Here is a 25568-nt window from a genome sequence, read left to right as displayed (position 1 = left end):
GCGACTACTCAAGACCCTACCTATCTCGGGGGCATCCGTAACCTGGCCAGGGAGTGTTCGTGTCATTACATCCAGTGTTCAGTGTTAAATGCCTTATAGGCGGCTATTGCTAGTAAGCAGCGTCACACGGGTTTCTGTTCCCATGGTTGGCGAGCCGGCATGATTGCCCGCCGGACCTCATGGTCGGCTTCGGGAGCTCATGTGCCCGACTCCTCCCCGTACGCGCCCTTGGCGGGGCGCCGGCGCCTGGGCGGGGGCGTGACGCCGTCCGCCATGCGACGGGCCGTGACAAGGAAGCCCGTGTGCCCGACCATCCGGTGACCCGGGCGGACGGCGAGACCTTCCACATGCCAGTCGCGGACCAAGGTTTCCCACGAATGCGGCTCAGTGAAACTTCCGTGATCGCGGAGGCTTTCCACCGTACGCGACAACTGTGTTGTTGTCGCTACATAACAGCAGATAACACCACCAGGCGTCAGGGCTTTGGCCGCCGCGTCCACGCACTCCCACGGCGCCAGCATGTCGAGGATCACCCGGTCGACGTCGCTCTCGTCGAGGGAGGCGACCAGATCGCCCACGACCAGCCGCCACTGCTGCATGGGGCCGCCGTAGAACTTCTCGACGTTCTTGCGCGCCACCTCGGCGAAGTCCTCGCGCCGCTCGTAGGAGGTGACCGTGCCGCTCTCGCCCACCGCGCGCAGCAGGAAGCACGTGAGCGCCCCGGAGCCGACGCCGGCCTCCACGACCCGCGCGCCGGGGAAGACGTCGGCCATGGCGACGATCTGCGCGGCGTCCTTGGGATAGACGACGGCCGCGCCGCGCGGCATGGAGACCGCGTAGTCCTGCAGCAGGTGGCGGAAGGCCAGATACGGCGTCCCGCCGGAGGAGCGCACGACCGAGCCCTCGGGAGACCCGATCAGGTCGTCGTGCGGGATGGAGCCTTTGTGCGTGTGGAAGACACCGCCCTCTTTGAGCGTCACGGTGTGGCGCTTGTCCTTGGGGTCGGTTAGTTGTACCTGATCACCGGGCCGGAACGGCCCGTGCCTGCGGAAACCCATGCGCGCAAGGCTATATCCGCCCGCCGCCCGCTCGCGCGGGCGCGCGATGCCACTGGGGTGACCGGTATCACGTGGAACGCGACCTCTGGGGTGGCGCATCCCCCAGAGAAATGGATTGGCCCTCCGCGCCCGATCCTGGTAGCTCTTTGCCATGCTTCCCCGGCTTCCCCGGCGTCCCGGGCTCCCCCGGTACCCCCGCGAGACGGTCCAGGCGGGCCCGTACCTGCTGCGCCCGCCCGCCAAGGACGACATCGACGCGATCACGCGGGCCTGCGCGGATCCCGAGATCGCCGCCTACGTCCCGAGTGTCCCGGTCCCCTACACCGCCGACGACGCGCGCGTCTTCGTCACCGAGACCGCCCCCGGGACGTGGGAGGCGGGCGGGGCGTACTTCGCCATCGCCGACCCGGCCACCGGCGACTGGCTCGGCAACGCGCTGCTCAAGCCGCCGTCCGCGGCGGGCAACGCCGAGATCGGCTATATGGTCGCGCCCTGGGCCCGCCGGCGTGGAGTGGCCACCATCGCGACCCGGGCCCTCAGCGAATGGGCCTACCAGCACGGGACGCACCGGGTCGAACTGCTCACCGATCTGGAGAACACCGCGAGCCAGCGCGTCGCGATGGCCGCCGGCTACCGCCGCGAAGGCGTCCTGCGGGAGGCCGCCTCCCGCAAGGACGGCGGCGGCCGCACCGACCTGGTGCTGTACGGGCGCCTGGCCACCGACCCCGGCACCCCCCAGCGGTCCTACCTGCCCGACCTGCCCGGCGGATCGCTGTCGGACGGCGTGGTGCGGCTCGCGCCGCTCACCCTGGCCGACGTCGACGCCTACCAGGCCATGATGAGCGAGCCGGACGTGCTGGTGCGCAGCGTCCCGCCGCTCGCCCCGCTACGCGAGGAGAGCGTGTACCGCGCCCGGTGCACCGGCATGTGGTGGCTGGCGGGCGAGCGGGCCGAGCTCGGCGTCCACGACGCCGCCACCGGGGAGTTCGCCGGCCACATCCAGCTCATGAACGTCAACCAGGCGCTCGGCCAGGCGATGATCGGCTACAGCCTGGCCGGGCGCTTCCGCGGCCGTGGATTCATGACCAGGGCCGTGGACCTGCTGTGCGAGTGGGCGTTCGCCAGCACCCCTCTGCACCGCATCGTGGCGGGCACCGCGACCGACAACATCCCCTCCCACCGCGTGCTGGAACGCGCGGGTTTCGAGCGGGAGGCCCTGGTCAGGGCGCTGCTGCCCGGCGTGGACGGCACCCGGCACGACGACCTGCAGTGGGTGCGCCTGCGCGGCTGAACCGCCCCTCCCCCGGCCGCCCCTCCCCCGGCCGCCCCTCCCCCGGCCGCCCCTTCCCTGGCCGCGCCGCGCTCCTGCCGTGAGACGCGGCCTCCTGCCGCGAGCGACGCGGTCCGGAGCGCGCCTCGCGGCAGGAGGCGCTCCCCGGAGCGGAGGCTTGGCTCAGTCGGCGCCGAACTTGGCGCGCAGCGCGGCGAAGGCGGCGTCGGTGCCGGCCAGCGCCCGGTCGATGTCGGCGTCGGTGTGCGCCGCCGACAGGAACCAGTTGTGCCACGGGTGGAGGTAGACCCCCTCCTTCAGGCACGCGCCGGACCAGTACATGCCCTTCTCCAGGGTCGTGTCGCCCTCGAAGGAGAGCCAGGGGATCTGCACCGGGCCGGTCTGCCTGACCACGAACCCGTGGGAGGCCGCCTGCGCCGCCAGCCCCTCACGCAGCCGCGTCCCGGCCCGCTCCATCAGCGCCGGGCCGTCGATGTCGCGCAGCGTCTCGATGGTGGCCTTGGCCGCGGCCATGGCGACGGCGGAGAACCAGAACGACCCGGTGGAGTACAACGTCTGCGCCGGGCCGCGCAGCGCGTCGGTGCCGGTGACCGCCGCGATGGCGTAGCCGTTGGCCATCGCCTTGCTCCACGCGGTCAGGTCGGGCCGCACGCCGAGCGGCTCCCACGAGCCGCGCAGGTCCAGCCGGAAGCCGGCGCGCACGTCGTCGATCACCAGGGCGGCGCCGATGCGGTCGGCCAGGGCGCGCACCCCCCGCGCGAAGGCGGGGTCGACCGGCTCCTGGTCCTCGAAGGAGTCGTGCTTGAACGGCGTGACGATGATCGCGGCCACGTCCCCCTCAGCCTGGGCGGCGGCGGCCTCGGCGCCGGCCAGGTCGTTGTAGGGGTACTCGATCAGGTCGGCGCGCTCGCTCGGGGTCGTGCCGGCCAGGCTGGGGGTGCACCACGGGTCGGCCCCGTGGTAGGCCCCGTGGGCCACCAGCACCTTGGAGCGCCCGGTGGCGGCGCGGGCGACCATGAGCGCCTGGGTGGTGGCGTCGGTGCCGTTCTTGGAGAACATCACCCAGTCGGCCGAGGGGATCAGGTCGACCATCAGTTCGGCGAGCTCCACCATGACCGGGCCCGGCCCGTTCAGGCAGTCCCCCGCGGCCTGCTGGGCGGCCGCCGCCTGCTCGACGCGCGGGTGCCGGTGGCCGAGGATGACCGGCCCCCAGCTGCACATCAGGTCGAGGTACTCGCGCCCGTCGGCGTCCCACTGGCGGCAGCCCTCGCCCCGGACGAAGAACTGGGGGTAGCCGGGGGCGAAGATCGCGGCGTTGAGGTGGCCGTACATGCCGCCGGGGACGACCTTGGCGGCCCGGTCGCGCAGTTCGGCGTCGGACACTCTGTCGGACATGTGCTCAGATCCCTTCGGTGGCGGGCAGCGCCCCGGCGCCCTCGTCGGCGAGGCGCTGGAGGTGGTCGACGGTCAGGCCGTCGAGCCCGGCGTCGGAGCCGAGGCCCCCGGCGACCCGGGCGGCCAGGGCGGTGCCCAGGCGGGCGGCGCCGGTGACCTCGTGCCCGGCGAGCAGGCCGGCGATGAACCCGGCGCAGTAGGCGTCGCCACATCCGGTGGTGTCCACGACGGGCGTGCGCAGGGCGGGCACGCGGACCGTCCCGCCGGCCGTGGCGACCAGGCTGCCCTCGGCGCCGAGGGTGATCAGCACGCCCGCGGGGCCCTCGGCGAGCAGCATGGCCGCCGCCTCCTCCACCGACGACGCGCCGGTGATCATGAGTGCCTGCTCCTCGTTGGGCAGGAAGTGGTCGACGTACGGCAGGAAGGCGCGGGCGCCCTGCATCAGGTCGGGCATGTTGGACAGCAGGTCCATCGTGACCAGCGTCCCGCCCTGCCTGGCGGCGGCGAGCAGTTCGAAGAAGGCCGGGTCGTGCAGGCCCCAGGTGACGTCCATGCCGCCGAGGTGGACCACCCGCGCCCCGGTCACCTGGGCGGGGTCGAGGTCGGCGGTGGACAGGGTCAGGTTGGCGCCGGGGACGTGGAAGGAGGGCCGCCCGCCGTCGGGGCGGATGGGCAGGATGGAGGCGGCGGTCTGCTCGCCGGTCTTGCGCACGACGCCCCGCACGTCCACGCCGTGCCGTTCCATGAGCATCAGCAGCAGGTCGCCCAGCTCGTCGTGGCCGACCGCGCCCGCCGAGGCGACCGGCACGCCGAGCCTGGCCAGGTCGACGGCGGTGCCGGCCGCGGCGCCCGCGGCCGTCACCCTGATCTGCTCCAGCAGGTGGGTGTCCTGGCCCTGGGGGATGGACTCCACGGGCCGGGCCAGCACATCGACGATGTGCACCCCCAGCGTGAGGACGGTCATGGCGGTTCCTTCGTCCGATACGGGGATTACGCGGATTGCCGGATAATAGACGGGCGCCCGACTAAAATGTCAAGGCGTGGTCGGGTCGCATCGGGACCCGCCGTGAAGGGACGGGCATGCCGAAGATCGTCAATCACCGGGAACGCCGCGAGGAGGTGGTGGACGCCGCCCGCAGGGTCATCCTGCGCGAGGGCATCGACGCGGCGACCACCCGGGCCATCGCCAAGGAGGCCGGCTACTCCAACGGCGTGCTCACCCACTACTTCGCCGACAAGGACGACATCCTGCTGTCGGCGCTCAGGGCCTCCCATCGGCGCATAGTGAGCCGCCTGAAGGACAAGCTCGCCGGGCGCTCGGGCCTCGCGGCGCTGCGCGAGGTGCTCCTGGACAACCTGCCCCTGGACGAGGAGCGCGCGCAGGAGACCGCCCTGGAGGTCGGTTTCTGGGGCCGCAGCCTGGCCGGCGGCCGGCTGCTGGAGGTGCAGCGCGAGGAGGCCGGCGAGCTGCGCTATCTGGTGCGCACCCTGCTCGACGCGGCCGCGGCGGCCGGCGAGATCGCCACCGGCGAGGACTTCGACGACGTCACCGCGCGGCTGCTCGCCCTGGTGGACGGGCTGAGCCTGCACCGGCTGCTCTACCCCGACCGCCTGCCGCCCGGCTCCCTCACCCGGCTCATGGGCGCCGAGCTGGACCGCCTGACCCCGTGAACGCGGGCGGGACCGCGCCACGGCATCTTGACCGCACGCCGGCACGCGGCGGGGACCACGAGGAGAACGGAGCGAGATGAAGCTTGCGCGCGAGCGGGAACGGCTGTGCGACATCGGCCGCCGCATGGTGGAGACCGGGCTCGTGCTCGGCACCTCGGGCAACATCAGCGTCCGCGACGGCGACCTGGTGGCGGTCTCGCCCGGCGGGGTCGCCCTGGACCGGCTCACCCCTGAAAGCTGTCCCGTCCTGGACATGTCGGGCCAGGTGGTGGAGGGCGGCCGCAAGCCCTCCTCGGAGGTGCCGATGCACCTGGCGCTCTACGAGAGCACCGGCGCCGCGGCGATCGTGCACACCCACTCACAGAACGCCGTCGTGGTGTCGGCCACGATGAGCGAGCTGCCGGCGATCCACTACAACGTGATGCTGCTCGGCGGCCCGGTCCGCGTGGCGCCGTACGCGACCTACGGCACCCCCGAGCTCGCCGGCAACGTCCGCGCGGCCCTGGAGGGCCGCCTGGCGGCCCTGATGGCGAACCACGGGGCCGTCGCCGTCGGCGCCGACCTGGAGCAGGCCCTTGAGGCCGCGCGCCTTCTGGAGTGGCTGTGCGCCGTCTACGTCCAGGCCCGGACGATCGGCGAGCCGCGCATCCTGTCCGCGGCCGAACTGGCCGCCGTCGTCGAGCGCGCCGTCCGCGGCTGACCACCAGGCCCCCGCGACGACTCCGGGCGGCCGTCCCGGTGGGGCGGCCGCCCGGAGTGGAGCGGGGCGGAGGTCAGGCCGTGCGGTTGGACTCGTAGCGCATGGTGCGCGACACGCCGACGCGGACGGTGGTGCCCGGCAGGATGGGCACCGGCTCGTTCGGCGGGATGTCGTAGAAGTTCGGGTCGCCGGGCGGCTGCACCTGGGTGCCGTTGACCGAGCCGAGGTCGATCAGGTTGACGTCCCAGCCGTCCAGCCGCACCCGCAGGTGGCGGCGGGAGACCGAGCCGTCGGGGCTGGTGACCCTGGCCGGGCGCGCCTCGCCCGAGGTGACCTCCGGCGCCCGCTCGGGGTCGCGTCCGAGCAGATAGTCGCCGTCCAAGGTCAGCGTCAGGCCGTCGTCCAGCAGCAGCACCCCGAGGGGCGGACGCTCCCCCTTGTAGGGCACCAGCGTGCGCTGCACCAGGGCGATGCCGCAGACCGCGCAGTAGGGCACGCGCGGGTCGTTGAAGTGGTCGTTCTTGCAGTCGACCCCGTAGACCATGGGCCGGCTGAGCGGCTCGGGCGCCGGGCCGGCCTCGGTGGGATCCAGGAGGGCGCCGGGCGTGTCAGGCCGGTCCTCACCGCCCTCCAGCAGGTAGGACTCGAAGCCGGGCGCCTCGCCCTCGCCGGGCGCCGCGCCGGGGTCCACGGCGGCCATCTCGGGGTCGGTCAGCAGGGACGGCGACGCCTCGTGCTCGGGGGGCGGCGCGGAGGCGAGGGGGGCCGGCTCGGGCAGGGAGGCCCCGGACATCGGCGCCGCGCCCATGCCGTACGGCGCGCCCGCGCCGGGCTCGGGGCGGGACGGCTCGGGCTCCGCCAGGCTCGCCCCGCCGGACGGCCCTGACCGGGCGGGCGACGCGGACGCCCCGGACAGCCCGGAGGGGCCGGACGCCGTCAACGGGTCGGGCACGGGGAAGGGATCGGCGGCCATCGCCTGGCGCACGGCCCCGGACCCCTCGGCGGCCGGGCCGCCGGCGTCCTGCCCCTCGGTGAAGGAGCAGATCACGCCGCCACCGGGGATCACGCCCGCGTCCAGCCGGGCCCGCCTGATCGGCGGCCCGGCGTCCGGCAGGCGCAGCTCGACGGCCGACACCGGCCCGGCGACCAGCCGGTCGGTCCAGGTCAGGGCGTCCTTGCCGTCGAGGCGGACCTCGGTGCCCGGCCCGGTGATGGACGCCTGGGCGTCCCCGCTGACCAGCACCGCGATGCCGCCGCCCACCGGGCCGGCGAGGGCGCAGGCGATCGGCTCGGCCGTCATCGACCGCGCGAGGACCTGGGCGGCGCGCCGGGCCAGGGCCCTGCCGTCGCCGCCGGAGGCCGCGGTCTCGCGCACCGCGGACAGCAGCTCCTCGGCGACGGCGTCGGCCGCGTCGCACACCAGCAGCAGGCCGCCCACATGGGCGATCAACCCGTCGCCGGGAAGCGGACGCACCACCCCCACGCCTTGCTCCGTCACAGAACTCTCCCTCTCCGAAAACGCCACCGGATGGACGGCACCCGCATCGGGCCGCCCACCACCAGCCAAACACTAATCCGGACGACGGCGAACCGTGTCCGGGGGGCGGCGGGCGGGACCGGGCCGATGAGGCTACCGATGGCACCGGACCGTAGCAAAAACCACAGCAGAAGTCCCTCCGCGACCAAGGTGAGCAGACCGAACAAGCTCCGCCTTTCTCTCAGCGGCTCGGCTCCCCATGCCACACCGGAACCGGGCGGAGGCGAAGGCCGGGGAGCGCCGTGCCGGGACGGGCCCGGTCGCGGCGCGGCCCCGGTCGCGGACGGGGGGGCGGGTCAGACCCCGCTGAAGACCCGGTTGACGTCGGCGGTGACCAGCACGCCGTAGACGTCCCCGCCCCGCTCGACCAGGAGGTACTCCCCCGAGGGGGTCTCGCGCATGGCGTCGATCAGCGACTCGCCCGCCAGGTCGGCCGGCAGGACCAGCGAGGGTTCCAGGCTGCGAGACAGCGCGCCGACGCTCACCCAGGGCCGCCGCTGCTCGGGCGTGGCGGCGACGGCGGCCTCGTTGACGATGGCCGTGGGGTGCCCGTCGTGGTCGACGACGACCATGGCGCCGGCCTGCGCCTCGCCGGCGCGGCGCATGGCCTCGGCCAGCGGCACCTCGGCGGTGACCGCGATGGCGCGCCTGGCCAGCGTGCGGGCCTGGAGGTGGGGCATGCGGGCGCGCACCTTGGCCACCTGCAGCGACTGGCTCGCGCCCATCCAGATGAAGGAGGCCAGCAGCACCGACCACAGCACCTGGCCCCAGTCGGGCTCCTGCTCGGTCACCCAGGAGGAGCCGAGGGTCAGCACCACCAGGGCGACGGCCAGCCCGCGCCCGAACCAGGCGGCGGCCTTGGTGCCGGTGACGGAGTTGCGAGTGAGCTTCCACACACCGGCCCGCAGCATGCGGCCGCCGTCGAGCGGCAGGCCGGGCAGCAGGTTGAACACCCCGACGATGAGGTTGGAGACCCAGAGCTGCAGGATCAGCACGTACGGGATGGTCTCGGTGGGCACGATCAGGCTGACGGCGAACCCGGCGGCGGCCAGGCCCAGCGACACCAGCGGGCCGACGAAGGCGACGAGGAACTCCCGCGACGGCGTCTCGGGCTCGCGCTCGATCTCGGAGACCCCGCCGAGCATGTAGAGCGTGATGCGCCGCACCGGCAGCCCGAAATGGCGGGCCATCACGCAGTGGGCCAGCTCGTGCAGCAGCACCGAGATGTAGAGGAAGACGGCGAAGACGAAGGCGACCAGGTAGGTGGTGAAGGTGGTCCTGCCCGGCAGGTGGTCCGCCACCACGGGCTGGAAGGTGTAGGTGATGAACGCCGCGACGATCAGCCACGTCGGCGACACGTAGATGGGAATGCCGAACGGGCTTCCCATGCGCAGCCCCGGAGACGCAGGCCGTTGCGGGGTCTGGGTGCTCATGATTGTCGTCGTCCCTCCTCGTGCCTCGATGCTACGCGCCTCGCGGCGCGGAAAGACCTGCCCGAAGGGCGTCCCCGGCCTGAAGTGTCGCCCGGCTGACCTACAGTTCCGGCATGAGCATTTCGGAGCCGCCCGCGATCATCGGCAGTCTCTCCCCCTCCCGCGCGGGTGACTTCATGACATGTCCGCTGCTCTACCGCTTCCGGGTGATCGACCGGCTTCCCGAGCGCCCCTCCCCGGCCGCCGTGCGCGGCACGCTGGTCCACGCGGTGCTCGAGCGGCTGTACGACCTGCCGGCCGCCGAACGCGACGTCGCGGCGGCGCAGGCACTGCTCGACCCCCAGTGGACCCGCCTGCTGGAGCAGTCGCCCGAGTACTCCGCCTTGTTCGAGGACGACACCGAGCACGAGCGCTGGATCGGCCAGGCGCGCCAGATGCTCGAGCGCTATTTCGCCCTGGAGGACCCGCGCCGCCTGGAGCCGGCCGAGCGCGAGCTGTACGTCGAGGCGGTGCTCGAGAGCGGGCTGATGCTGCGCGGCTACATCGACCGCGTCGACGTGGCGCCCACCGGCGAGGTGCGGGTGGTCGACTACAAGACCGGCAGCGCGCCGGGCCGCGACTTCGAGGCCAAGGCGCTGTTCCAGATGAAGTTCTACGCGCTGGTGCTGTGGCGGCTGCGCGGCGAGGTGCCCCGGCTGCTGCAGCTGATGTACCTCGGCAACGGCGAGATCGTGCGCTACGCCCCCGACGAGGCCGACCTGCTGGCGACCGAGCGCAAGGTGCAGGCGCTGTGGGAGGCCATCGAGCGTTCGCTGACCACGCGCGAGTGGCGGGCCCGCCGCTCGCGGTTGTGCGACTGGTGCGACTACCAGGCCCTGTGCCCCGAGTTCGGCGGCACTCCCCCGCCGGTGCCCGACCGGCGCCCCGGCGACACCATCAGGGGCGCCCGCCGCGCGGCCACCGACGAACTCTGACGCTCAGGTGCCGTCGACCGCGCCCCACTCCTCGTCGAGGAGGGGCGGGATGCCGAGGGCCGCGGCCTCGTCCGGCCCGCGGCGTTCCGGGCGCCGGGAGACGGCCGGCCCCTCGGCCTGACGGCGGCGCTCGGCGCCCACCATCTCGCTGACGGTCTCGCGCACGCGCCTGACGGTGTCGAGGTTGGCGTGCCGCTGGGCCTCGGGGATGTCGCGCCGTCCGTAGCCGAAGTGCATCACCGGCCCCCCTCCGCCCGCCGTCGCTCTGGACGAGGTCTCGCCGCACGCTCACGATGTAGCTGTGGCATGTTCGTCATCGCCTCCGCCGTTCACGCCGCCACCGACCGCTCACCGTTCCCAGAATGCCGCCGGTCGACTACGTACGGTACTCATTGAGATCCATTGCGTATTCGACACTTTGTGTGTAAAGACTTGTGGAAGGCGTCAGGAGACCAGTAAGAACCGACGAACGGAGCGAGGATGCCCGCCCCCCGAGAGCTCGACCCGGCCGCCTCCGCCCAGGCCCTGTTCGGCTACGAGCTGCGGCGTCATCGCACCGCGGCCGGTTGGACGATGGAGCAGCTTGCGCAGAAGATCTGCTTTTCCGTCGCATTGGTGGGCATGGTGGAGAACGCCCGGCGCACCCCCTCACGCGACTTCGCCGAGCGCTGCGACAAGGCGTTGCAACTGGACGGCGCCCTGCTGCGGCTGTGGCCGTTCATCAACCGTGCCTCGACCCCGTCCTGGTTCCGTCCGTGGCTGGAGGTCGAGCGCGAGGCGGCCACCCTGCGCACCTGGGAACCGCTGGTGGTCCCGGGGCTGCTGCAGACCGAGGAGTACGCGCGGGCGATCTTGCTGGGTGAGCCCCGCGTGACTCCCGAGGACGTCGAAGAGCAGGTGGCGGCCCGCATGGAGCGCCAGCGCATCTTCGAGCGTCCCGAGCCGCCCATGCTGTGGGCGGTGCTCGACGAGGCGGTGCTGCACCGGCCGATCGGCAGCTCGCAGGTCATGACCGCGCAGCTGCACCGCCTGCTGGAGGCCGGAGCGCTGCCGTGCGTGACGATCCAGGTCGTCCCCCTCAGCGCGTACTCCACCACAGGGCTGGAAGGGGGGTTCATTATCGCCCAGACGCGCGGCCTGCCCGATACCGTTTACCTGGAGTCCGCAGGTCACGGCCAGGTCGTCGAGCGGGCGGCGGAGGTCGAAGAGCTCACCGTTCGGTACGAAGTGATCCGCGCTGAGGCGCTTCCCCAGCGCGCGTCACTCGAGTTGATCAGGGAGACGATTCAGCGATGGACCACCTGAAGGACGAGCTGCGCGAAGCGGCATGGTCGAGATCCCCCTACTCCGGCAGCAGCGGCGGCAACTGCGTCGAGGTGGCCCGCCTGCCCGGCGGCCGCGTCGGCGTGCGCGACAGCAAGCGCCCCGCCGGTCCCCCGCTGGTCTTCGCGGCCAGCGAGTGGACCTTGTTCAGTCACGGCGTGAAGGCGGGGCACTTCGGCGCCTGAGCCCTCCTGTGGTCCGTACGGTCGCCGGCGAGACCGTGCGGATCCCCGAAAGCGGCCGGGCATCACGACGGCCCGCCCAGGAGGCGGGCGCCCGCGTCCGTCCACCGCCGCTCAGGCGGCGCCACCGTGAGACCGGCGATCCTTCCGGGTTTCGGAACCGGCCGGGATGTTGCCCTCTTCGACGTACTTGACCAGCAGTCGCATCGCCTCGGCCGACGGCGTGCCGGGCTCGACGGTGTAGATGAACAGCGTCTGGTCGGGGTCTCCGGGCAGCGACAGCGTGTGGTAGGTCATGACGATGTCCCCGACGATGGGATTGTCGTAGCGCTTGATCCCCCTGACCCTCTCGTGGACGTCGTAGCGTGCCCACAGCCGCCGGAAGTCGGCGCTGTCCTTCACCAGGCCGTGGATCACCTCGGCCAGCCGGGGGTCGTCGGGGCGGCGGCCGAACTCGAACTTCAGTATGGCGGCGACGTTGGCGGCCACCCCTTCCCAGTCGTCGTGCAGCCTGCGGGCGCGCGGGTCGCAGAAGATGTACCGCGCCATGTTGCGCTCGGCGGCCGGCATGGCGTAGAAGTCGCAGCACAGCGCCCTGAGCAGCCGGTTGGCGGCCAGCACGTCGCAGCAGCGGCCGATCACGAACGCCGGGATGCCGCCCTGTTCCAGGCTCTCCAGCAGTTGGTAGGTCTCCCGGGCGACCCGCTGGGGCCGGCGGGGAGGATGTCCGCGCGCGGGGCCCGCCCCCGCCAGGTCGAGCAGATGGGTCCGCTCGGTCTCGTCCAGCCGCAGAGCGCGGGCGATGGCCGCGAGGACCTCTCGCGAGGCGTTGCGGCTGCGGCCCTGTTCCAGGCGGGTGTAGTAGTCGACGCTGACCCCGGCCATGCGGGCCAGCTCTTCGCGCCGCAGCCCCGGGACCCGCCGCCGTCCGGCGGAACGGTCGTCCTGCGGCTGCTCGGGACGCAGCCGATCACGGCGTGATCGGAGGAACTCCCCCAGTTCCGTAGCATGGGCCATATGTCCAGTATGTCGGTTTTGTTGAATGTCGCCATGCCGGGGCGCGCCTAGCCTGGTACTGGTGGTCCCGGTCTGAAGGGTGCCAGTTCAGACCCCTGTTTTCCTCCCTCCCACGTGCTTTGCTGGAAGAGCATCACCTGACAGGCCCACCAGTGACGCCGGACGTTCACCTCCAGACGGCCGGAAGGAGGACGGCATGACCGATTCGATACTCAAGGCGACGCTCGACCGGCTCGACCGGGCAGGCAGGCAGGCCGATCGGGCAACGGCCCGCGCCGAGCAGGCCATGCGCCAGACCGCGGCCGTGCTGGAGGAACAGCGCCGCTTCGCCATCGACGCCTCGCACGAGCTCCGCACCTGCCTGGCCGGCCTGCGCGCCGAACTGGAGGAAGCGCGCATGCACCCCGACCAGACCGACCTCGGCGAGCTGCTGGAGCGGACGCTGGCCGGCGTCGGCCGCCTGCAGGCCGCCATCGGCGACCTGCTCCTGCTCGCCACCACCGAGCACGGGGAGCCGCGCGAGTCCGAGCGGGTCGACCTCGGCGAACTGGCCGCCGAGGCGGCGCAGGAAGGCGCCGATGTGGTCTGCGTCCCGGGCCACGGGGTCACCGTCGAGGCGGTGCGGCCGGACCTGGCGCAGGCTCTGGCCATCCTGCTCGGCCGGGCGCGGCGCGGCGAGGGCGACGGCACGGTGGTGCGCGTGCGGGTGCGCCGCGACGGCGACTGCGCCGAACTCACGGTGACCGGCGACGGGGCGGCCGCGGAGCACGAGCGGATGGAGCGCCTCACGCGGCTGGACACCTTCCCCCGGGGCGACCAGGCCGGCCTGAGCCTGGCGGTCGCGCGGGGCATCGCCCACGCCCACCACGGCACGCTGTGGGCCTACCTGCGGCCGTCCGGCGCGAGGAGCTTCGTGCTGCGCCTGCCCGTGGCCGCGTCCGGCGACGGGGACACCGCCGACCTGGAGCGGGTCGCACGCGCCCCTCGCCCCTTTCGCGCCGCCTGAACCGACCGGCCGGCCGGCCCCCGCGCCGGCGTCGCGATCGGCGGCCGGCGGCCTGCCCGGACCCACCGGAACGGAGCCGCCCGCCGCCCGGCCGGTGGTCCTTCCCCGGGATGAGGACGATATCCATCCTCAGCAGGGTGGCGAACAGCACGGAAGTCCTAAATTGAGAGGGTGCGCACGACCCCCGGCAGCCCGCGAGCCTGGCTCAGAGCCCATCCCCTGATCGGCGACTCGGCCCTCGCTCTTCTCATCACGACGCTGTCGGCCGCCACGGTCGTGGTCAACGCCGCCGGCGCCCCCACCGCCGGGTCCGGCCCCACCAGGTCCCCCGACGCGCTCAGCCTCGTCCTGATCACGCTCACCTGCGCGGCCGTGGCGCCGCGCAGGCGCTGGCCGCTCGTGCTGCTGTGCCTGGCCGAGCTGCCGCAGGTGGCGTTGGCCGCGCTGGACTACGACGCCGGGCTCACCGGGCTGGTGTCGCTCATCCTGCTCTACACCGTGGCCGCCTATCGGGGGCTGGCGCTGAGCCTGGCCGCCGCCGCCGTCGTCTCCTTCTCCCATCTCACCTCGATGCTGCTCGGCGCGGACACCGGCGGCTGGGGGCAGCAGACGTTCGTCGTGGTCGTGGCGCTGACGGTGTGGGTGGTGGGCCGCTCGATCCGGCTGCGCCGGGCCTACCTGGCCGAGCTCGTCGACCGGGCCGAGCGGCTGGAGCGGGCCCGGGAGGCCGACACCCGCGCCGCCCGCGCCGAGGAGCGCTCGCGCATCGCCCGCGAGCTGCACGACGTCGTGGCCCACCACGTGAGCGTGATGACCGTCCAGGCCGCGGCGGCCCGCAAGGTGCTGGACACCCGTCCGGAGGCCGCCAAGGACGCCCTGGTCGCCATCGAGGAGATGGGCAGGACCGCCATGCGCGAGATGCGGGGCATCGTGGGAGTGCTGCGCACCGACGGCGAGGCCGGGGAGCGCGCGCCCCAGCCCGGCATGGGCGACCTGCCCGGACTGGTCGATCAGATGCGCGAGGCGGGGCTGCGGGCGCAGCTGTGGGTCGAGGGCGAGCGGCGAGCGCTGCCACCGGGCATCGACCTGGCCGCCTACCGCCTGGTCCAGGAGGCCCTCACCAACAGCCTGCGGCACGCCGGGCCGGCGGCGCGGGCATGGGTGACCGTCCGCCACGACCCGGGCGAGCTGCTGGTGCGGGTGGAGGACGACGGGACGGGCGTCAACGGGGCGAGCCCGCGGGGGCCGGACGACCGGCAGGGACACGGTCTGGTGGGCATACGCGAACGAGTCTCACTCTATGGTGGAATCCTGCGAATCGGCCCGCGCCAGGGGGGCGGATTCGAGGTACGGGCCCGTTTCCCCCTCAAGGACTCACACACATGACAATCAGGGTGCTGCTGGTCGACGACCAACCGCTGCTGCGCACCGGCTTCCGGCTGATCCTCGAGGCCGAGCCCGACATCACGGTCGTCGGCGAGGCGGGCAACGGGTCGACGGCCCAGGACCAGTCGCGGGCGCTGCTGCCCGACGTGGTCCTCATGGACATCCGCATGCCCGGAGTGGACGGCATCGACGCCACCCGGCGCATCGTGCGGGACGCCGCGCCGGGCGCCCACGTGCCCCGCGTGCTGGTGCTGACGACCTTCGACCTGGACGAGTACATCGTCGAGGCCCTGCGCGCCGGCGCCAGCGGCTTCCTGCTGAAGGACGTGCCGCCCGACGAGCTGGTGCAGGCGATCCGGGTGGTGGCGGCCGGGGACGCCATCGTCGCGCCGAGCGTGACCCGGCGGCTGCTGGACAAGTTCGCCACCCGGCTGCCCTCGGCCCACCAGCAGGCCACCCCCGCCCGCGTGCACCGGCTGACCGAGCGCGAGCTGGAGGTGCTGCGCCTGATCGCCCGGGGCATGTCCAACGCCGAGATCGCCGCCGAGCTCGTGGTCAGCGAGACCACCGTCAAGACCCACGTGGGCAACGTGCTGACCAAGCTGGCGCTCCGCGACCGGGTGCAGGCCGTGGTCCTGGCCTACGAGACCGGCCTGATCACCCCCGGCGCCATCCCCTGATCACCGATGTGACCGCCGGCTTCCGCCTCACCCCGGCCCGGCCCGCGTCACAGTGACGTCAGCGCCTCGAACGACACCTCCACCGAAACCGGATCGTCGAAGGACAGACGCCGGGTGTGCCCGCACCTCAGCTCGTATCTCCCTTCGGACAGCCGATGCTCCTCGATGAGTTCCACCTCCTCGCCCGCCTGGTCGAGGAAGACCAGGAGATAGACCGGAATCCCGGCCGCGGCATAGGCGGCCTTCTTGTCGACGGTGTCGGTGCGGTACGAACTCTCCGGCGAGACGATCTCCACCACGAGCAGGGCGTCCGTCGCGTACAGGCGCCGGTCGCCCGGCAGGCAACGGAACACCGTGACATCGGGGCGCCGGAGGTTGAGGGGAAGGTCGCTGATGCGGACGTCGACGTCGGTCTCCACCATCAGGCAGGGCTCCGGCTTGCGAGCCTGCTCCAGCGTCGCGGCCAGCCGTCTTCCCACCCGGTTGTGCATGCGCGAAGGACTCTCGCACTTGACGATATGACCGTCGATCACCTCGATCGTGCGGCAGAAGTCCTCAGGCAACGCCTTGTAGTCCTCCGCCGTGATCTGGTCGGGAATCCAGCGGTACCAGTCACCGGGCACGCGACTCGTCATGGCCATACCTTAACGACCACCCTTCGCCCCTCCACGTCCACATCCACTCCGCGTGATGACATGGACACTCTAAGAAGTCGCCAAGGGTGCGTGCGGCGGAACGGGGGATCTCATCTGGGAGATGAGCCCCCGCGGCCGCGGCGATCGGGTAGGGCCTACTCCGCGGCCGGGACGGGCGCGGCGGGGACGGCGTCCGCGGGGGGCGCGTCGTTCGGGGAGGGGACGTTCTCCGGGAAGTGGCAGGCGGCCTGGTGGCCGGGGGCCAGCAGCGTGAGGGGCGGCTCCACGGTCTTGCAGATCTCCTGGGCCTTCCAGCAGCGCGTGTGGAAGCGGCAGGCCGGCGGCGGGTTGATCGGGCTCGGCACGTCGCCCTGCAGGCGGATGCGCTCGCGCCCCCCGCGCCCCTTGACGTCCGGCACCGGCACGGCCGACAGCAGCGCCGTGGTGTAGGGGTGCATGGGCGTCTCGTACAGGCCCTTGCGGTCGGCGATCTCGACGATCTTGCCGAGGTACATGACCGCCACCCGGTCGCTGATGTGCCGGACCACCGACAGGTCGTGGGCGATGACCACGTAGGTGAGGTCCAGCTCGTTCTGCAGGTCCTCCAGCAGGTTGACCACCTGGGCCTGGATGGACACGTCCAGAGCGGACACCGGCTCGTCGGCGATGATGAGCTTGGGCTTGAGCGCGAGCGTCCGGGCGATGCCGATGCGCTGCCGCTGGCCGCCGGAGAACTCGTGCGGGTAGCGGTTGTAGTGCTCGGGGTTGAGCCCGACCAGCTCCAGGATCTCCTGGACGGCCTTCTTGGTGCCGTGCTCGGTCTTGACGCCCTGGATGCGGAACGGCGCGCCCACGATCGCGCCGACCGTGTGGCGCGGGTTGAGCGAGCTGTAGGGATCCTGGAAGATCATCTGCATGTCGCGGCGGAGCGGCCGGAGCGCGCCCTGCGACATGTGGCTGATGTCCCTGCCCTCGAAGACGATCTTCCCGCCGGTGGGCTCGAGCAGCCGGGTGATCAGCCGCCCGGTCGTGGTCTTGCCACAGCCGGACTCGCCCACCAGGCCGAGGGTCTCGCCCTTGCGCACGTCGAACGACAGGCCGTCGACGGCCTTGACCGCCCCCACCTGGCGCTTGATCAGGCCCTTGGTGATCGGGAAGTGCTTCTCCAGCCCGTCGACGGACAGCAGGGCCTCGGGCGTCTCGCTCACACCGACTCCAGGTTGGGCTTGATCTCGTTCTCCCAGATGGCGCGCCGTTCCTCGGCCGCCATGTGGCAACGCACCAGGTGCCCGCCCTCGCTCTCCAGGAGCTCGGGCACCACGGTCTTCGCCCTGCCGTCCGTTCGCCCCTCGAAGGCGCAGCGCGGGTGGAACGCGCAACCGGGCGGGACGTTGATCAGCGACGGCGGGGTGCCCTTGATGGGCATGAGACGCTCGGTGCGGTCGCGGTCGAGCCTCGGCATCGAGCCGAGCAGGCCCCAGGTGTAGGGGTGCTCGGGACGCTCGAAGATGCTCTCGGCCGAGCCGTACTCGATGCACTTGCCGCCGTACATCACCAGGATGTCGTCCGACAGCTCGGCGACCACGCCGAGGTCGTGCGTGATGATGATCAGCGCGGAGTTGAACTCCTGCTGCAGGTCGCGCATCAGGTCCAGGATCTGCGCCTGGACGGTCACGTCCAGCGCGGTCGTCGGCTCGTCGGCGATCAGCAGCTCGGGGTCGCACGACAGCGCCATGGCGATCATGGCGCGCTGGCGCATGCCGCCGGAGAACTCGTGCGGGTAGCTGTCCACGCGGCGGTCCGGCTGCGGGATGCCGACCCGGCCGAGCATGTCGATCGCGTGCTTGCGGGCGACCGCCTTGCTCACCTGGTTGTGGATGCGGTACGCCTCGATGATCTGGGCGCCCACGGTGTAGTAGGGATGCATGGCCGACAGAGGATCCTGGAAGATCATCGCCATCTTCTTGCCGCGCAGCGTGCGGACGTGCTCGGCGCTGCTCGCGACCAGTTCCTCCCCGTCCAGCCAGATCTCGCCGGAGATCTTGGCCCGGCCGCCCTTGTGCAGGCCGAGGATGCCGAGGCTGGTCACGCTCTTGCCGGAACCGGACTCGCCCACGATGCCGAGGGTCCTGCCGCGCTCAAGGGAGAACGACAGCCCGTCCACCGACTTCACCAGGCCGTCATCGGTCGGGAAGTGGACCCGCAGGTCCTTCAGCTCCAGAAAACTCATGCGAGCCTCACTCTCGGGTCGACCACCGCGTAGAGCAGGTCGACCACCAGGTTCGCCAGGACGACGAAGAACGCGGCGACCAGCACCACGCCCATGACCTTCGGCAGGTCCTGGTTGGTGATCGCGTCGATGGCGTACTTGCCGATGCCGGGCAGGGAGAAGGTGCTCTCGGTGAGCACCGCGCCGCCCATCAGCAGGCCGAGGTCGAGGCCGAAGATGGTCAGGATGGGGGTGAGCGCCCCGCGCAGGCCGTGCTTGAAGACGACCATGCGCTCGGTGAGCCCCTTGGCCCTGGCCGTGCGGATGTAGTCCTCGTTCATCGTCTCCAGCATGCCCGACCGCGTGAGGCGCGCGTACCCGGCGGCGTACAGGAAGGCCAGGGTGATCCACGGCAGGATCAGGCTGTAGGCCCACTGTGCGGGGTTGACGAAGAACGGGGTGAAGCTGCCACCGGGCGCGGTGATCGCGAGCGGGCGGCCGTAGCTGAACAGCACGAGGGAGACGATGCCGGTGAAGAAGATGGGCAGCGACACCCCGGCCAGGGCGATGCCCATCGCGGCCCGGTCGAACACGCTGCCGCGCCTCAGCGCCGACACCACGCCGGTCGCGACGCCGGCGATCAGCCACAGGACGGCCGCGCCGAGGGCCAGCGAGATGGTGACCGGCAGCCGGCTGATCAGGTCGGGCCACACCGGCAGGCGGCTGAGGAAGGAGTAGCCCAGGCAGGGCGCGGGGCAGTGCTCCGTGGTGGGACCGTAGCTGTAGTCGGCGCCGGCGACGATGCCCTTGGCGAACCTGCCGTACTGGACGATCAGCGGATCGTTGAAGCCGAGCCTCTCAGCGGCGATCTTGACCTGCTCCGCGGTGGCGGTACGGCCGACGTACCGGGTGGCGAGGCTCTCGGAGGTGGCGCCCGCCAGGCGCGGCACCAGGAAGAAGATGGCGAATGTGATCATGCTCACGATGGCGAGCATGACGACACCCCAGATCAGGCGCCGGATGATGTATGTGACCACAGTCCCCCCGGCTCCGGGGGCCGGCCGGTCGGCCGGCCCCCTGCCGCGTTCACGTGTCTGTCGGATCTATCGGATGGTGCGGGTCTTCTACTGCAGGCCCATGTTGAGGTAGTCGTACATGCCGAACGCCTCGCTGTAGTACACGTTGGTCAGGCCCTTGCCGCGGATCAGCAGGCTCTTGGCCCAGATGCCCGGAAGGATGAACGCGTCGTCCATGACCTTCTGGTCGATCTGGCCCCAGATCGGCTCGCGCTTGGCGACGTCGGTCTCCAGGCTCGCCTGGTCCAGCAGCTTGTCGACCTCGGGGTCGCGGACGCTGATGTTGGAGGAGCCGCCGGTCTCGCGGATCACGCGGCTGTCGACGACCTGCTGCAGGAAGCCGTAGCCGTCGGGCCAGTCGGCGCCCCAGCCGTTGACGGCCAGGCCCAGCTTGTTCTCCTTGGCGTAACCAGGCTTGCCGGCGTACAGCGCGAAGTAGTCGGCCTGCGGGAAGGGCTTCAGCGTGAGCTTGATGCCGACCTTGCCCAGGGACTGCTGCAGCGCCTCGGCGGCGGCCTTCTCCTTCGGGCGCTCGGCGCGGTAGGAGATGTTGGTCTCGAAGCCGTTCGGCTGACCGCAGGCCGTCAGGGCCTCCTTGGCCTTGGCGGCGTCGCCGTGGTTGTCGGCACCGGCCGGGTAGGGGTTGATGTCCTTGTGGCCGGGGATGCCCGGGGGCAGCAGGCTGGTGGCGATCTGGCCGCCGGAGAACTCGCCTCCGTAGGCGGTCTGGTAGGCGACCTTGTCCGCGGCGTACTCCACGGCCTTGCGGCAGTCGAGGTTGTCCAGCGGCTTCACGTTGCCGTTGATCGAGGTGTACCACAGACGGGTGATCGTCGGGTTGTCGGTGGTGGCCTTGAGGTTCGGGTCGGTCAGCACCCGCCCGAGGGTGGCCGGCTGGGCGCCGGTGCCGGCGATGTCGACGTGCAGGTCGCCCGAGAGCAGGCGGTTGTCGATGTCGTCGGCGTTGACGTTCGTGGTGACCTCGTAGCCGTCCGGCAGCGCCTTGCGGTTGGGGTCGGTGGCGGCGTCCCACTGGTCGTTGCGGACCAGGTTGAAGCCCTTGCCGATCTCGTTCTTGTCGAACTTGTACGGCCCCGAGGAGATGATGTGCTCCTTGTACTTGGCGCCGGTGTCCTTGGCCTTGGGGACCGGGATCGTCGCCGGGAGCTGCGCGAAGTAGTCGAAGCCGCTGTAGGGCTGCTTGAGGTGGAAGACGATCGTCTGGTCGTCGGGGGTCTCGATCGCGCTGTCGGTGTTCGCGTCCTTGGACTTGTAGGCGCCCTTGTAGCCCTTCGGCCAGTTCAGCGTGTCGTTGAAGTAGGTGTACCCGTCGGGGAACACCTCCTTGTCGAAGGACCGCTCGACGGCGTACTTGACGTCCTTGGAGGTGATCGGCGAGCCGTCCTCGAACTTCACGCCCTGCTTGAGCTTGTAGGTCCAGGTCTTGGCGTTTTCGCTCGGGACGCCAAGGCTCTCGGCCAGGTCGGGGATGAGCTCGGCGCTCTCCTTGCCGGGTGCCGGCTTGAACATCACCAGAGCGCGGCCGTACAGGCGGATGAAGTTCCAGGAGTAGCCGTAGTAGGTGTCACCGGGGTCGAGGGAGTCCCAGTCGCCGGCGTTGGCCAGCTTGATGATGCCGCCCTTCTTGTCGGAAGGGTTGTACACCTGCGTGAGGGCGGCGTTGAACTCCGCCTTCGCGCCACCACCGGCGGGCGCCGCGCCCGACTGGCTCGGCGACGTCGCCGTGCCGCCGCCACAGGCGGACAGCCCCAGGGCGAGAACCGCACCCAGGGCGGTCACCCCCAGTGTGGTTTTTCTCTTCATCTACAAAACCCCTTGTTGTCGGGAGCCAGAGAACTTGCGGGGAGATCGGGTCGAGCTCAGCGGGCTCGCGGGTCCAGGGCGTCGCGGAGGCCGTCGCCGAACAGGTTGAAGGCGAGCACGGTGATGAAGATCGCCATACCGGGGAAGAACATGAAGTGCGGGATCGTGTAGAACCGCACCGCGTCCGACAGCATGCCTCCCCAGGTGGCGGTGGGCGGGCGCACACCCACGCCGAGGAACGACAGCGCCGCCTCGAACAGGATGTTGGTCGGGATCAGCAGCGTGGAGTAGATCAGGATGGGCGCCATCAGGTTCGGCAGCATCTCGCGGAAGATGATGTACGGCCCGCGGGCCCCGAGGCTGCGTGCGGCGTCGACGAACTCCCGCTCGCGCAGCGACAGCGTCTGGCCGCGCATGATGCGGCCGATGTAGGGCCAGTTGAAGAAGCCGATGATGAAGACCAGCAGCGAAACGCGCAGCGCGTCGCCCGACAGGCCGAACGCCGTGTCGGGCACGACGCCGGCGAGCGCGATGGCGAACACCAGCAGCGGGAAGGCGAGGAAGACGTCCATCGCCTTGCTGATCAGCGAGTCGACCCAGCCGCCGAAGTAGCCCGCGACGATGCCGAGCACGGTGCCGATGGCCACCGAGAGCAGGGTGGCCAGGAAGGCGATCAGCAGCGAGATGCGGGCGCCGTAGACGACGCGGCTGAAGATGTCGCGGCCGTTGACCGGCTCGACGCCGAACAGGTGGTCACCGCTGATGCCGGTGCCGTCCTTGGGGGCGAGGGTCTCGGAGCTGATGAGGTCCTGGTTGAAATCGTTCGGGGGGTGCCCCAGCCAGGAGACGATCAGAGGGGCGAAGATCGCCACGAGGATCAGGAAGATCACCACGCCGGCCCCGGTGAGCGCCACCTTGTCCCGCTTGAGGCGCGTCCACGCGATCTGGCCGAGCGATCGGCCCTCGATCGCCTTGCTCTGCGTCCCCTCGAGCACGGCTTCCGGCATGGCCTGAAGCTCCGCGCCGGAGACGTCGAGCGGTGAGGTCATAGTTGTCGGCCCCCTGGATCCCAGACGACTGTGGCTGTCCGATGCGCCGCCCGCCGCCGGGTGGCCACAGGCTTCGCCCATCTTCGGGCAGGCCGCGGGTGTGCGACCCCCGGACGCAGAATCTACGTGCTGAGCTGCACTGACCAGTACCTGAGCACGCTATGTGGCTCAACTGTGATTCATGCGAAATTCATTCGTGTTGATCTTGAAGCGAATGTCCCGGGGGTGTAGGGGTTGTGTCGCGGAACCGTGACACTGCGCCGGAAGCCTCGCGGGCGTAGGGGCTGCGGCGCCGCAGACCCTCCGGCGCCCCTCCCGCGAGGCCGGAAATCATGGCCGAATGACCCTGCCGGTGATCTTATCGCGGGCCCCCCGGCCCCGATTTACCGATCTTGAGCTCGATACCGACGTTACCGGAACGTTACCTTCCGTCCAGTCGGCAGCACCCGGGCGGCCTCCTTGCCCGGGCCGTTCCTTCACGACACGACAGACCCGCGCCAGGGCCAGAGGGACGCGGCGCCACCCGGGCCCAGGGCGACCCGCGCCGGGCCAGGACGAATCGAGGCGGGCCGGAGCGCTAGCTGATGCCCCGGCGCTTGAGGATCTCCTCGATGTCGGACAGGTCGTCGTCGGCGGCCGGCGCGGCGGGCTGCTTGCCGGGCAGCGGACGGCGCAACGGCTGGGTGGGGGCCGCGGCGCCGGGCGCCGGGCCCGCCGTCGCGGCGGCGCGCCCGGCCGGACGCCCGCCCGCGGGGGCGGCGGCGCGGCGCCTGCCGCGCATGACGCCGGAGACCAGGAAGAGCAGCGCGGACAGCCCCGCCACGATCACCCCGGCCCACACCATCGGCGAGAGGACCAGGCCGGTGAGGAACCCGGCGACGGCCGTGCCCGCCTGCCACAGGGCGGGCAGCGCGCCGGTGAGGTAGGCGGCGATCGGGATCAGCGACCAGGCGGCGCCGCGCAGGCCGGCGGCCGCCCCGCGCCTGCGCAGGGCCAGGAAGCTCAGCACCAGCCCCGCCGCGCTCACCCCCGCGCACAGCGGCAACCAGGCGATCTGGTCATAGGACATAACGACTCGCCCCCCTTGTCACGGCTCTCGCTCTCCATCCTGGCACGCGAGCGGGCGCCACCCCCTCCTCCTGGAGGATGGCTCCACCCCGGCTCACGGGGGATGCCGTCCCCTAAGGGACGCCGCCGGGGATGCCTCTTCGGGTGGCCGTCCGTGGCAGGGGCGCTCAGGAGGAGGCGGTGAGGTGGCGGAGCGTGGAGAGGTCCACCTGCTTGAGGGATTCGGCCACCAGGCGGCGGGCGGCGGGCGGGATGGGGAGCAGGCTGGGGACGGCCACGACCGCGCATCCGGCGGCCGTGGCGGAGGCGACGCCGGCCGGAGAGTCCTCAAGGGCGGCGCACCGCGCGGGGTCCACGCCGAGGGCGGAGGCGGCCATGAGGTAGGGCTCGGGGTCGGGTTTGAAGCGCTCCACGTCGTCGCCGGTGACCACCACGTCGAACGCGCCGCCGCCGGGGACGCCGCCGAGGACCGCGTCGGCCATCAGGCGGGTGGAGGAGGTGACCAGACCGGTGGGCAGGCCCGCCGCCTGGACCTCGGCCAGCAGCTCGGCCGCTCCGGGCATCAGCTCGAAGCCCTCGGCGATCAGGCCGAGGACGGTGTCGATCATCCATGCCGCCACCTCGCCGGGGTCGCGGCCGGAGCCGCTCTTGGCGAGCATGTAGGCGACGGTCGCCGACATGGAACCGCCGACCAGGTTCTCCTGGTCGGCGGCGCTCCACCCCGCGCCGAGACGCCGCATCACCGACCGCTCGGCCTGGAACCAGAGCTTCTCGGTGTCGACGAGCGTCCCGTCCATGTCGAAGAAGACCGCGTCCACTGTTACCCCCGCACCGGTGACCCTCACGTACACGACGACCGTACCTGAGGCCCTTCCGTGCCCTCGGGGCGGTCAGACGTTGAAGTATTTGGCTTCGGGGTGGTGGACGATCAGGGCGGAGGTGGCCTGTTCGGGATGCAGCTGGAACTCCTCCGACAGGGTGACCCCGATCCGGCCCGGGTCCAGCAACTCGAACAACTGACGCTGGTCCTCAAGGTTGGGGCAGGCCGGATACCCGAAGGAGTACCGGCAACCGGCGATGTTGACCTTCAACATGTCGGCCAGCGCCTCATCACCACCGATGCCCAGCTCTGAGCGGACCCGGGCATGCCAGTACTCGGCCAGCGCCTCGGTCAACTGCACCGACAACCCGTGCAACTCCAGATAATCCCGGTAGGCGTTCTTGGCGAACAACTCCCCCGTCGCCGCCGAGATCGCCGACCCCATCGTGGCCACCTGGAACGCCACCACATCCACCTCACCCGACCCCTTGGACCGGAAGAAGTCCGACAGGCACAGATGCCGATCACGCCGCTGCCGCGGGAAGGAGAACCGCGTCCGCTCCGCACCGCTCTTCTCATCCAGGATGATCAGATCATCACCGTCGGACACACACGGGAAGTAGCCGTAGACCACCGCGGCCTGCAACAGATTCTCGGTCTGCAACCGCTCCAGCCACATCCGCAGCCGCGGCCGCCCCTCGGTCTCCACCAACTCCTCATAGGAGGGCCCGTCACCGCCCCGGGCGGCCTTCAGCCCCCACTGCCCCATGAACGTCGCCCGCTCATCCAAAAACGCCGCGTAATCGCCCAGCGCGATGCCCTTGACCACCCGCTCCCCAAAAAACGGCGCCACCGGAACCGGATTGTCGGCCGCCACATCCGAACGCGCCGGCAACGCCTCCACCGGGGTGCGTTCCAGCGTCGCCCCGGCCTTGACCCGCCGAGTCCGCAACGGCGGCAACTGCGCCCCCGCCACACCGCGCTTGACGTCCATGAACGCATCCATCAACCGCAGACCCTCGAACGCATCCCGCGCGTAACGCACCTGACCGTTGAAGATCTCCGCCATGTCCTGCTCCACATACGCCCGCGTCAACGCCGCCCCACCCAGCAGCACCGGGAAACGCGAGGCGATCCCACGGGAGTTCATCTCCTGCAGGTTCTCCTTCATGATCACCGTGGACTTCACCAACAGCCCCGACATGCCGATCACATCGGCGTCCTTCTCCTCGGC

Annotated in this window: 25 protein-coding genes; 9 read left to right on the top strand and 16 right to left on the bottom strand. The window is 71.3% G+C overall.

Annotated features, from left to right (window positions below; genetic code table 11):
- Nucleotides 1–197: 197 nt before the first annotated feature.
- On the bottom strand, nucleotides 198–1058 hold the full coding sequence (locus tag ACWEN6_RS34585) for a tRNA (adenine-N1)-methyltransferase (protein WP_354926077.1): 861 nt from the start codon (nucleotides 1056–1058) through the stop codon (nucleotides 198–200).
- A 151-nt stretch (nucleotides 1059–1209) separates the two neighbouring features.
- Between ACWEN6_RS34585 and ACWEN6_RS34580 the strand changes: the two genes are divergently transcribed.
- The gene (locus tag ACWEN6_RS34580) at nucleotides 1210–2349 is read left to right on the top strand and encodes a GNAT family N-acetyltransferase (RefSeq protein ID WP_452576243.1); all 1140 of its coding nucleotides are present in this window, start codon (nucleotides 1210–1212) and stop codon (nucleotides 2347–2349) included.
- A gap of 162 nt (nucleotides 2350–2511) precedes the next feature.
- Here ACWEN6_RS34580 and ACWEN6_RS34575 read toward each other — a convergent pair whose 3' ends face one another.
- Entirely contained in the window at nucleotides 2512–3744 is a 1233-nt protein-coding gene (locus tag ACWEN6_RS34575) for an aminotransferase class III-fold pyridoxal phosphate-dependent enzyme (RefSeq protein WP_354852758.1), read from the bottom strand.
- A 4-nt stretch (nucleotides 3745–3748) separates the two neighbouring features.
- Nucleotides 3749–4708 (bottom strand): carbohydrate kinase family protein, encoded by a 960-nt coding sequence (locus tag ACWEN6_RS34570; protein ID WP_452576241.1) that lies wholly within the window; start codon nucleotides 4706–4708, stop codon nucleotides 3749–3751.
- A gap of 116 nt (nucleotides 4709–4824) precedes the next feature.
- Between ACWEN6_RS34570 and ACWEN6_RS34565 the strand changes: the two genes are divergently transcribed.
- Together ACWEN6_RS34565 and ACWEN6_RS34560 are read left to right on the top strand one after the other, a co-directional pair.
- Nucleotides 4825–5415 carry a TetR/AcrR family transcriptional regulator gene (locus ACWEN6_RS34565; protein ID WP_452576239.1) on the top strand — a complete coding sequence of 197 codons (591 nt, stop codon included), beginning with the start codon at nucleotides 4825–4827 and terminating at the stop codon, nucleotides 5413–5415.
- 76 nt (nucleotides 5416–5491) lie between these two features.
- Nucleotides 5492–6115, top strand: a complete 624-nt coding sequence (locus ACWEN6_RS34560; RefSeq protein ID WP_452576237.1) for a class II aldolase/adducin family protein — start codon at nucleotides 5492–5494, stop codon at nucleotides 6113–6115.
- A gap of 73 nt (nucleotides 6116–6188) precedes the next feature.
- On the opposite strand, the gene ACWEN6_RS34555 is transcribed toward ACWEN6_RS34560, so the two are convergent.
- Together ACWEN6_RS34555 and ACWEN6_RS34550 are read right to left on the bottom strand one after the other, a co-directional pair.
- Nucleotides 6189–7613 carry an FHA domain-containing protein gene (locus ACWEN6_RS34555; protein ID WP_452576235.1) on the bottom strand — a complete coding sequence of 475 codons (1425 nt, stop codon included), beginning with the start codon at nucleotides 7611–7613 and terminating at the stop codon, nucleotides 6189–6191.
- 335 nt (nucleotides 7614–7948) lie between these two features.
- A complete protein-coding gene (locus ACWEN6_RS34550; RefSeq protein WP_452576233.1) occupies nucleotides 7949–9085 on the bottom strand; it encodes a site-2 protease family protein in 1137 nt (378 codons plus the stop codon).
- A 113-nt stretch (nucleotides 9086–9198) separates the two neighbouring features.
- Here ACWEN6_RS34550 and ACWEN6_RS34545 point away from each other — a divergent pair, with 113 nt between their 5' ends.
- Nucleotides 9199–10059 (top strand): RecB family exonuclease, encoded by an 861-nt coding sequence (locus tag ACWEN6_RS34545; RefSeq protein ID WP_452576231.1) that lies wholly within the window; start codon nucleotides 9199–9201, stop codon nucleotides 10057–10059.
- Between the two features lie 3 nt (nucleotides 10060–10062).
- Here ACWEN6_RS34545 and ACWEN6_RS34540 read toward each other — a convergent pair whose 3' ends face one another.
- Nucleotides 10063–10299 carry a hypothetical protein gene (locus ACWEN6_RS34540; protein WP_452576229.1) on the bottom strand — a complete coding sequence of 79 codons (237 nt, stop codon included), beginning with the start codon at nucleotides 10297–10299 and terminating at the stop codon, nucleotides 10063–10065.
- 240 nt (nucleotides 10300–10539) lie between these two features.
- On the opposite strand from ACWEN6_RS34540, the gene ACWEN6_RS34535 reads away from it, so the two are divergent.
- Together ACWEN6_RS34535 and ACWEN6_RS34530 are read left to right on the top strand one after the other, a co-directional pair.
- Nucleotides 10540–11364, top strand: a complete 825-nt coding sequence (locus ACWEN6_RS34535) for a helix-turn-helix domain-containing protein (protein ID WP_452576227.1) — start codon at nucleotides 10540–10542, stop codon at nucleotides 11362–11364.
- Nucleotides 11352–11567 carry a DUF397 domain-containing protein gene (locus ACWEN6_RS34530; RefSeq protein ID WP_354852742.1) on the top strand — a complete coding sequence of 72 codons (216 nt, stop codon included), beginning with the start codon at nucleotides 11352–11354 and terminating at the stop codon, nucleotides 11565–11567. Before ACWEN6_RS34535 ends, ACWEN6_RS34530 begins: the two co-directional genes overlap by 13 nt.
- A 111-nt stretch (nucleotides 11568–11678) precedes the next feature.
- Here ACWEN6_RS34530 and ACWEN6_RS34525 read toward each other — a convergent pair whose 3' ends face one another.
- Nucleotides 11679–12581, bottom strand: coding sequence for a helix-turn-helix transcriptional regulator (locus ACWEN6_RS34525; RefSeq protein WP_452576225.1), 903 nt, complete (start codon nucleotides 12579–12581; stop codon nucleotides 11679–11681).
- Nucleotides 12582–12777: 196 nt separating this feature from the next.
- Here ACWEN6_RS34525 and ACWEN6_RS34520 point away from each other — a divergent pair, with 196 nt between their 5' ends.
- The 3 genes from ACWEN6_RS34520 (at nucleotide 12778) to ACWEN6_RS34510 (ending at nucleotide 15653) form a co-directional block, all read left to right on the top strand.
- Nucleotides 12778–13587, top strand: a complete 810-nt coding sequence (locus tag ACWEN6_RS34520) for a sensor histidine kinase (RefSeq protein ID WP_452576223.1) — start codon at nucleotides 12778–12780, stop codon at nucleotides 13585–13587.
- A 171-nt stretch (nucleotides 13588–13758) separates the two neighbouring features.
- Nucleotides 13759–14973, top strand: coding sequence for a sensor histidine kinase (locus ACWEN6_RS34515; RefSeq protein ID WP_452576221.1), 1215 nt, complete (start codon nucleotides 13759–13761; stop codon nucleotides 14971–14973).
- The gene (locus ACWEN6_RS34510) at nucleotides 14970–15653 is read left to right on the top strand and encodes a response regulator (protein ID WP_380828104.1); all 684 of its coding nucleotides are present in this window, start codon (nucleotides 14970–14972) and stop codon (nucleotides 15651–15653) included. Before ACWEN6_RS34515 ends, ACWEN6_RS34510 begins: the two co-directional genes overlap by 4 nt.
- A gap of 47 nt (nucleotides 15654–15700) precedes the next feature.
- Here ACWEN6_RS34510 and ACWEN6_RS34505 read toward each other — a convergent pair whose 3' ends face one another.
- The 9 genes from ACWEN6_RS34505 to ACWEN6_RS34465 form a co-directional block, all read right to left on the bottom strand.
- On the bottom strand, nucleotides 15701–16288 hold the full coding sequence (locus ACWEN6_RS34505; RefSeq protein ID WP_354852733.1) for a Uma2 family endonuclease: 588 nt from the start codon (nucleotides 16286–16288) through the stop codon (nucleotides 15701–15703).
- Between the two features lie 155 nt (nucleotides 16289–16443).
- Nucleotides 16444–17496, bottom strand: a complete 1053-nt coding sequence (locus tag ACWEN6_RS34500; RefSeq protein WP_452576219.1) for an ABC transporter ATP-binding protein — start codon at nucleotides 17494–17496, stop codon at nucleotides 16444–16446.
- On the bottom strand, nucleotides 17493–18518 hold the full coding sequence (locus ACWEN6_RS34495; protein ID WP_452576217.1) for an ABC transporter ATP-binding protein: 1026 nt from the start codon (nucleotides 18516–18518) through the stop codon (nucleotides 17493–17495). The genes ACWEN6_RS34500 and ACWEN6_RS34495 overlap by 4 nt, the downstream gene beginning before the upstream one ends.
- Nucleotides 18515–19534: an ABC transporter permease gene (locus ACWEN6_RS34490; protein WP_452576215.1), complete on the bottom strand. Its 1020-nt coding sequence runs from the start codon at nucleotides 19532–19534 to the stop codon at nucleotides 18515–18517. The genes ACWEN6_RS34495 and ACWEN6_RS34490 overlap by 4 nt, the downstream gene beginning before the upstream one ends.
- An 87-nt stretch (nucleotides 19535–19621) precedes the next feature.
- A complete protein-coding gene (locus ACWEN6_RS34485) occupies nucleotides 19622–21397 on the bottom strand; it encodes an ABC transporter substrate-binding protein (RefSeq protein ID WP_452576213.1) in 1776 nt (591 codons plus the stop codon).
- Nucleotides 21398–21453: 56 nt separating this feature from the next.
- Nucleotides 21454–22446, bottom strand: a complete 993-nt coding sequence (locus tag ACWEN6_RS34480; RefSeq protein WP_452576211.1) for an ABC transporter permease — start codon at nucleotides 22444–22446, stop codon at nucleotides 21454–21456.
- A 577-nt stretch (nucleotides 22447–23023) separates the two neighbouring features.
- Nucleotides 23024–23515, bottom strand: coding sequence for a cellulose synthase (locus tag ACWEN6_RS34475; RefSeq protein ID WP_452576209.1), 492 nt, complete (start codon nucleotides 23513–23515; stop codon nucleotides 23024–23026).
- Nucleotides 23516–23681: 166 nt separating this feature from the next.
- Nucleotides 23682–24359 carry an HAD family hydrolase gene (locus ACWEN6_RS34470; RefSeq protein WP_452576207.1) on the bottom strand — a complete coding sequence of 226 codons (678 nt, stop codon included), beginning with the start codon at nucleotides 24357–24359 and terminating at the stop codon, nucleotides 23682–23684.
- Between the two features lie 45 nt (nucleotides 24360–24404).
- The coding region (locus ACWEN6_RS34465) for a vitamin B12 dependent-methionine synthase activation domain-containing protein (RefSeq protein ID WP_452576205.1) at nucleotides 24405–25568 on the bottom strand (1164 nt) is incomplete at its 5' end.

Source organism: Sphaerisporangium sp. NPDC004334 (assembly GCF_053602655.1).
The sequence above is the reverse complement of the archived record's forward strand: the minus strand, read 5'-3'. Positions and strand labels throughout refer to the sequence as shown.

Bases quoted from the DNA above. Each gene is read 5' to 3' on its own strand.
- ACWEN6_RS34585 (WP_354926077.1), bottom strand. From the start codon at position 1,058: ATGGGTTTCCGCAGGCACGGGCCGTTCCGGCCCGGTGATCAGGTACAA.
- ACWEN6_RS34580 (WP_452576243.1), top strand. From the start codon at position 1,210: ATGCTTCCCCGGCTTCCCCGGCGTCCCGGGCTCCCCCGGTACCCCCGC.
- ACWEN6_RS34575 (WP_354852758.1), bottom strand. From the start codon at position 3,744: ATGTCCGACAGAGTGTCCGACGCCGAACTGCGCGACCGGGCCGCCAAG.
- ACWEN6_RS34570 (WP_452576241.1), bottom strand. From the start codon at position 4,708: ATGACCGTCCTCACGCTGGGGGTGCACATCGTCGATGTGCTGGCCCGG.
- ACWEN6_RS34565 (WP_452576239.1), top strand. From the start codon at position 4,825: ATGCCGAAGATCGTCAATCACCGGGAACGCCGCGAGGAGGTGGTGGAC.
- ACWEN6_RS34560 (WP_452576237.1), top strand. From the start codon at position 5,492: ATGAAGCTTGCGCGCGAGCGGGAACGGCTGTGCGACATCGGCCGCCGC.
- ACWEN6_RS34550 (WP_452576233.1), bottom strand. From the start codon at position 9,085: ATGAGCACCCAGACCCCGCAACGGCCTGCGTCTCCGGGGCTGCGCATG.
- ACWEN6_RS34545 (WP_452576231.1), top strand. From the start codon at position 9,199: ATGAGCATTTCGGAGCCGCCCGCGATCATCGGCAGTCTCTCCCCCTCC.
- ACWEN6_RS34535 (WP_452576227.1), top strand. From the start codon at position 10,540: ATGCCCGCCCCCCGAGAGCTCGACCCGGCCGCCTCCGCCCAGGCCCTG.
- ACWEN6_RS34530 (WP_354852742.1), top strand. From the start codon at position 11,352: ATGGACCACCTGAAGGACGAGCTGCGCGAAGCGGCATGGTCGAGATCC.
- ACWEN6_RS34525 (WP_452576225.1), bottom strand. From the start codon at position 12,581: ATGGCCCATGCTACGGAACTGGGGGAGTTCCTCCGATCACGCCGTGAT.
- ACWEN6_RS34520 (WP_452576223.1), top strand. From the start codon at position 12,778: ATGACCGATTCGATACTCAAGGCGACGCTCGACCGGCTCGACCGGGCA.
- ACWEN6_RS34510 (WP_380828104.1), top strand. From the start codon at position 14,970: ATGACAATCAGGGTGCTGCTGGTCGACGACCAACCGCTGCTGCGCACC.
- ACWEN6_RS34505 (WP_354852733.1), bottom strand. From the start codon at position 16,288: ATGACGAGTCGCGTGCCCGGTGACTGGTACCGCTGGATTCCCGACCAG.
- ACWEN6_RS34495 (WP_452576217.1), bottom strand. From the start codon at position 18,518: ATGAGTTTTCTGGAGCTGAAGGACCTGCGGGTCCACTTCCCGACCGAT.
- ACWEN6_RS34485 (WP_452576213.1), bottom strand. From the start codon at position 21,397: ATGAAGAGAAAAACCACACTGGGGGTGACCGCCCTGGGTGCGGTTCTC.
- ACWEN6_RS34480 (WP_452576211.1), bottom strand. From the start codon at position 22,446: ATGACCTCACCGCTCGACGTCTCCGGCGCGGAGCTTCAGGCCATGCCG.
- ACWEN6_RS34475 (WP_452576209.1), bottom strand. From the start codon at position 23,515: ATGTCCTATGACCAGATCGCCTGGTTGCCGCTGTGCGCGGGGGTGAGC.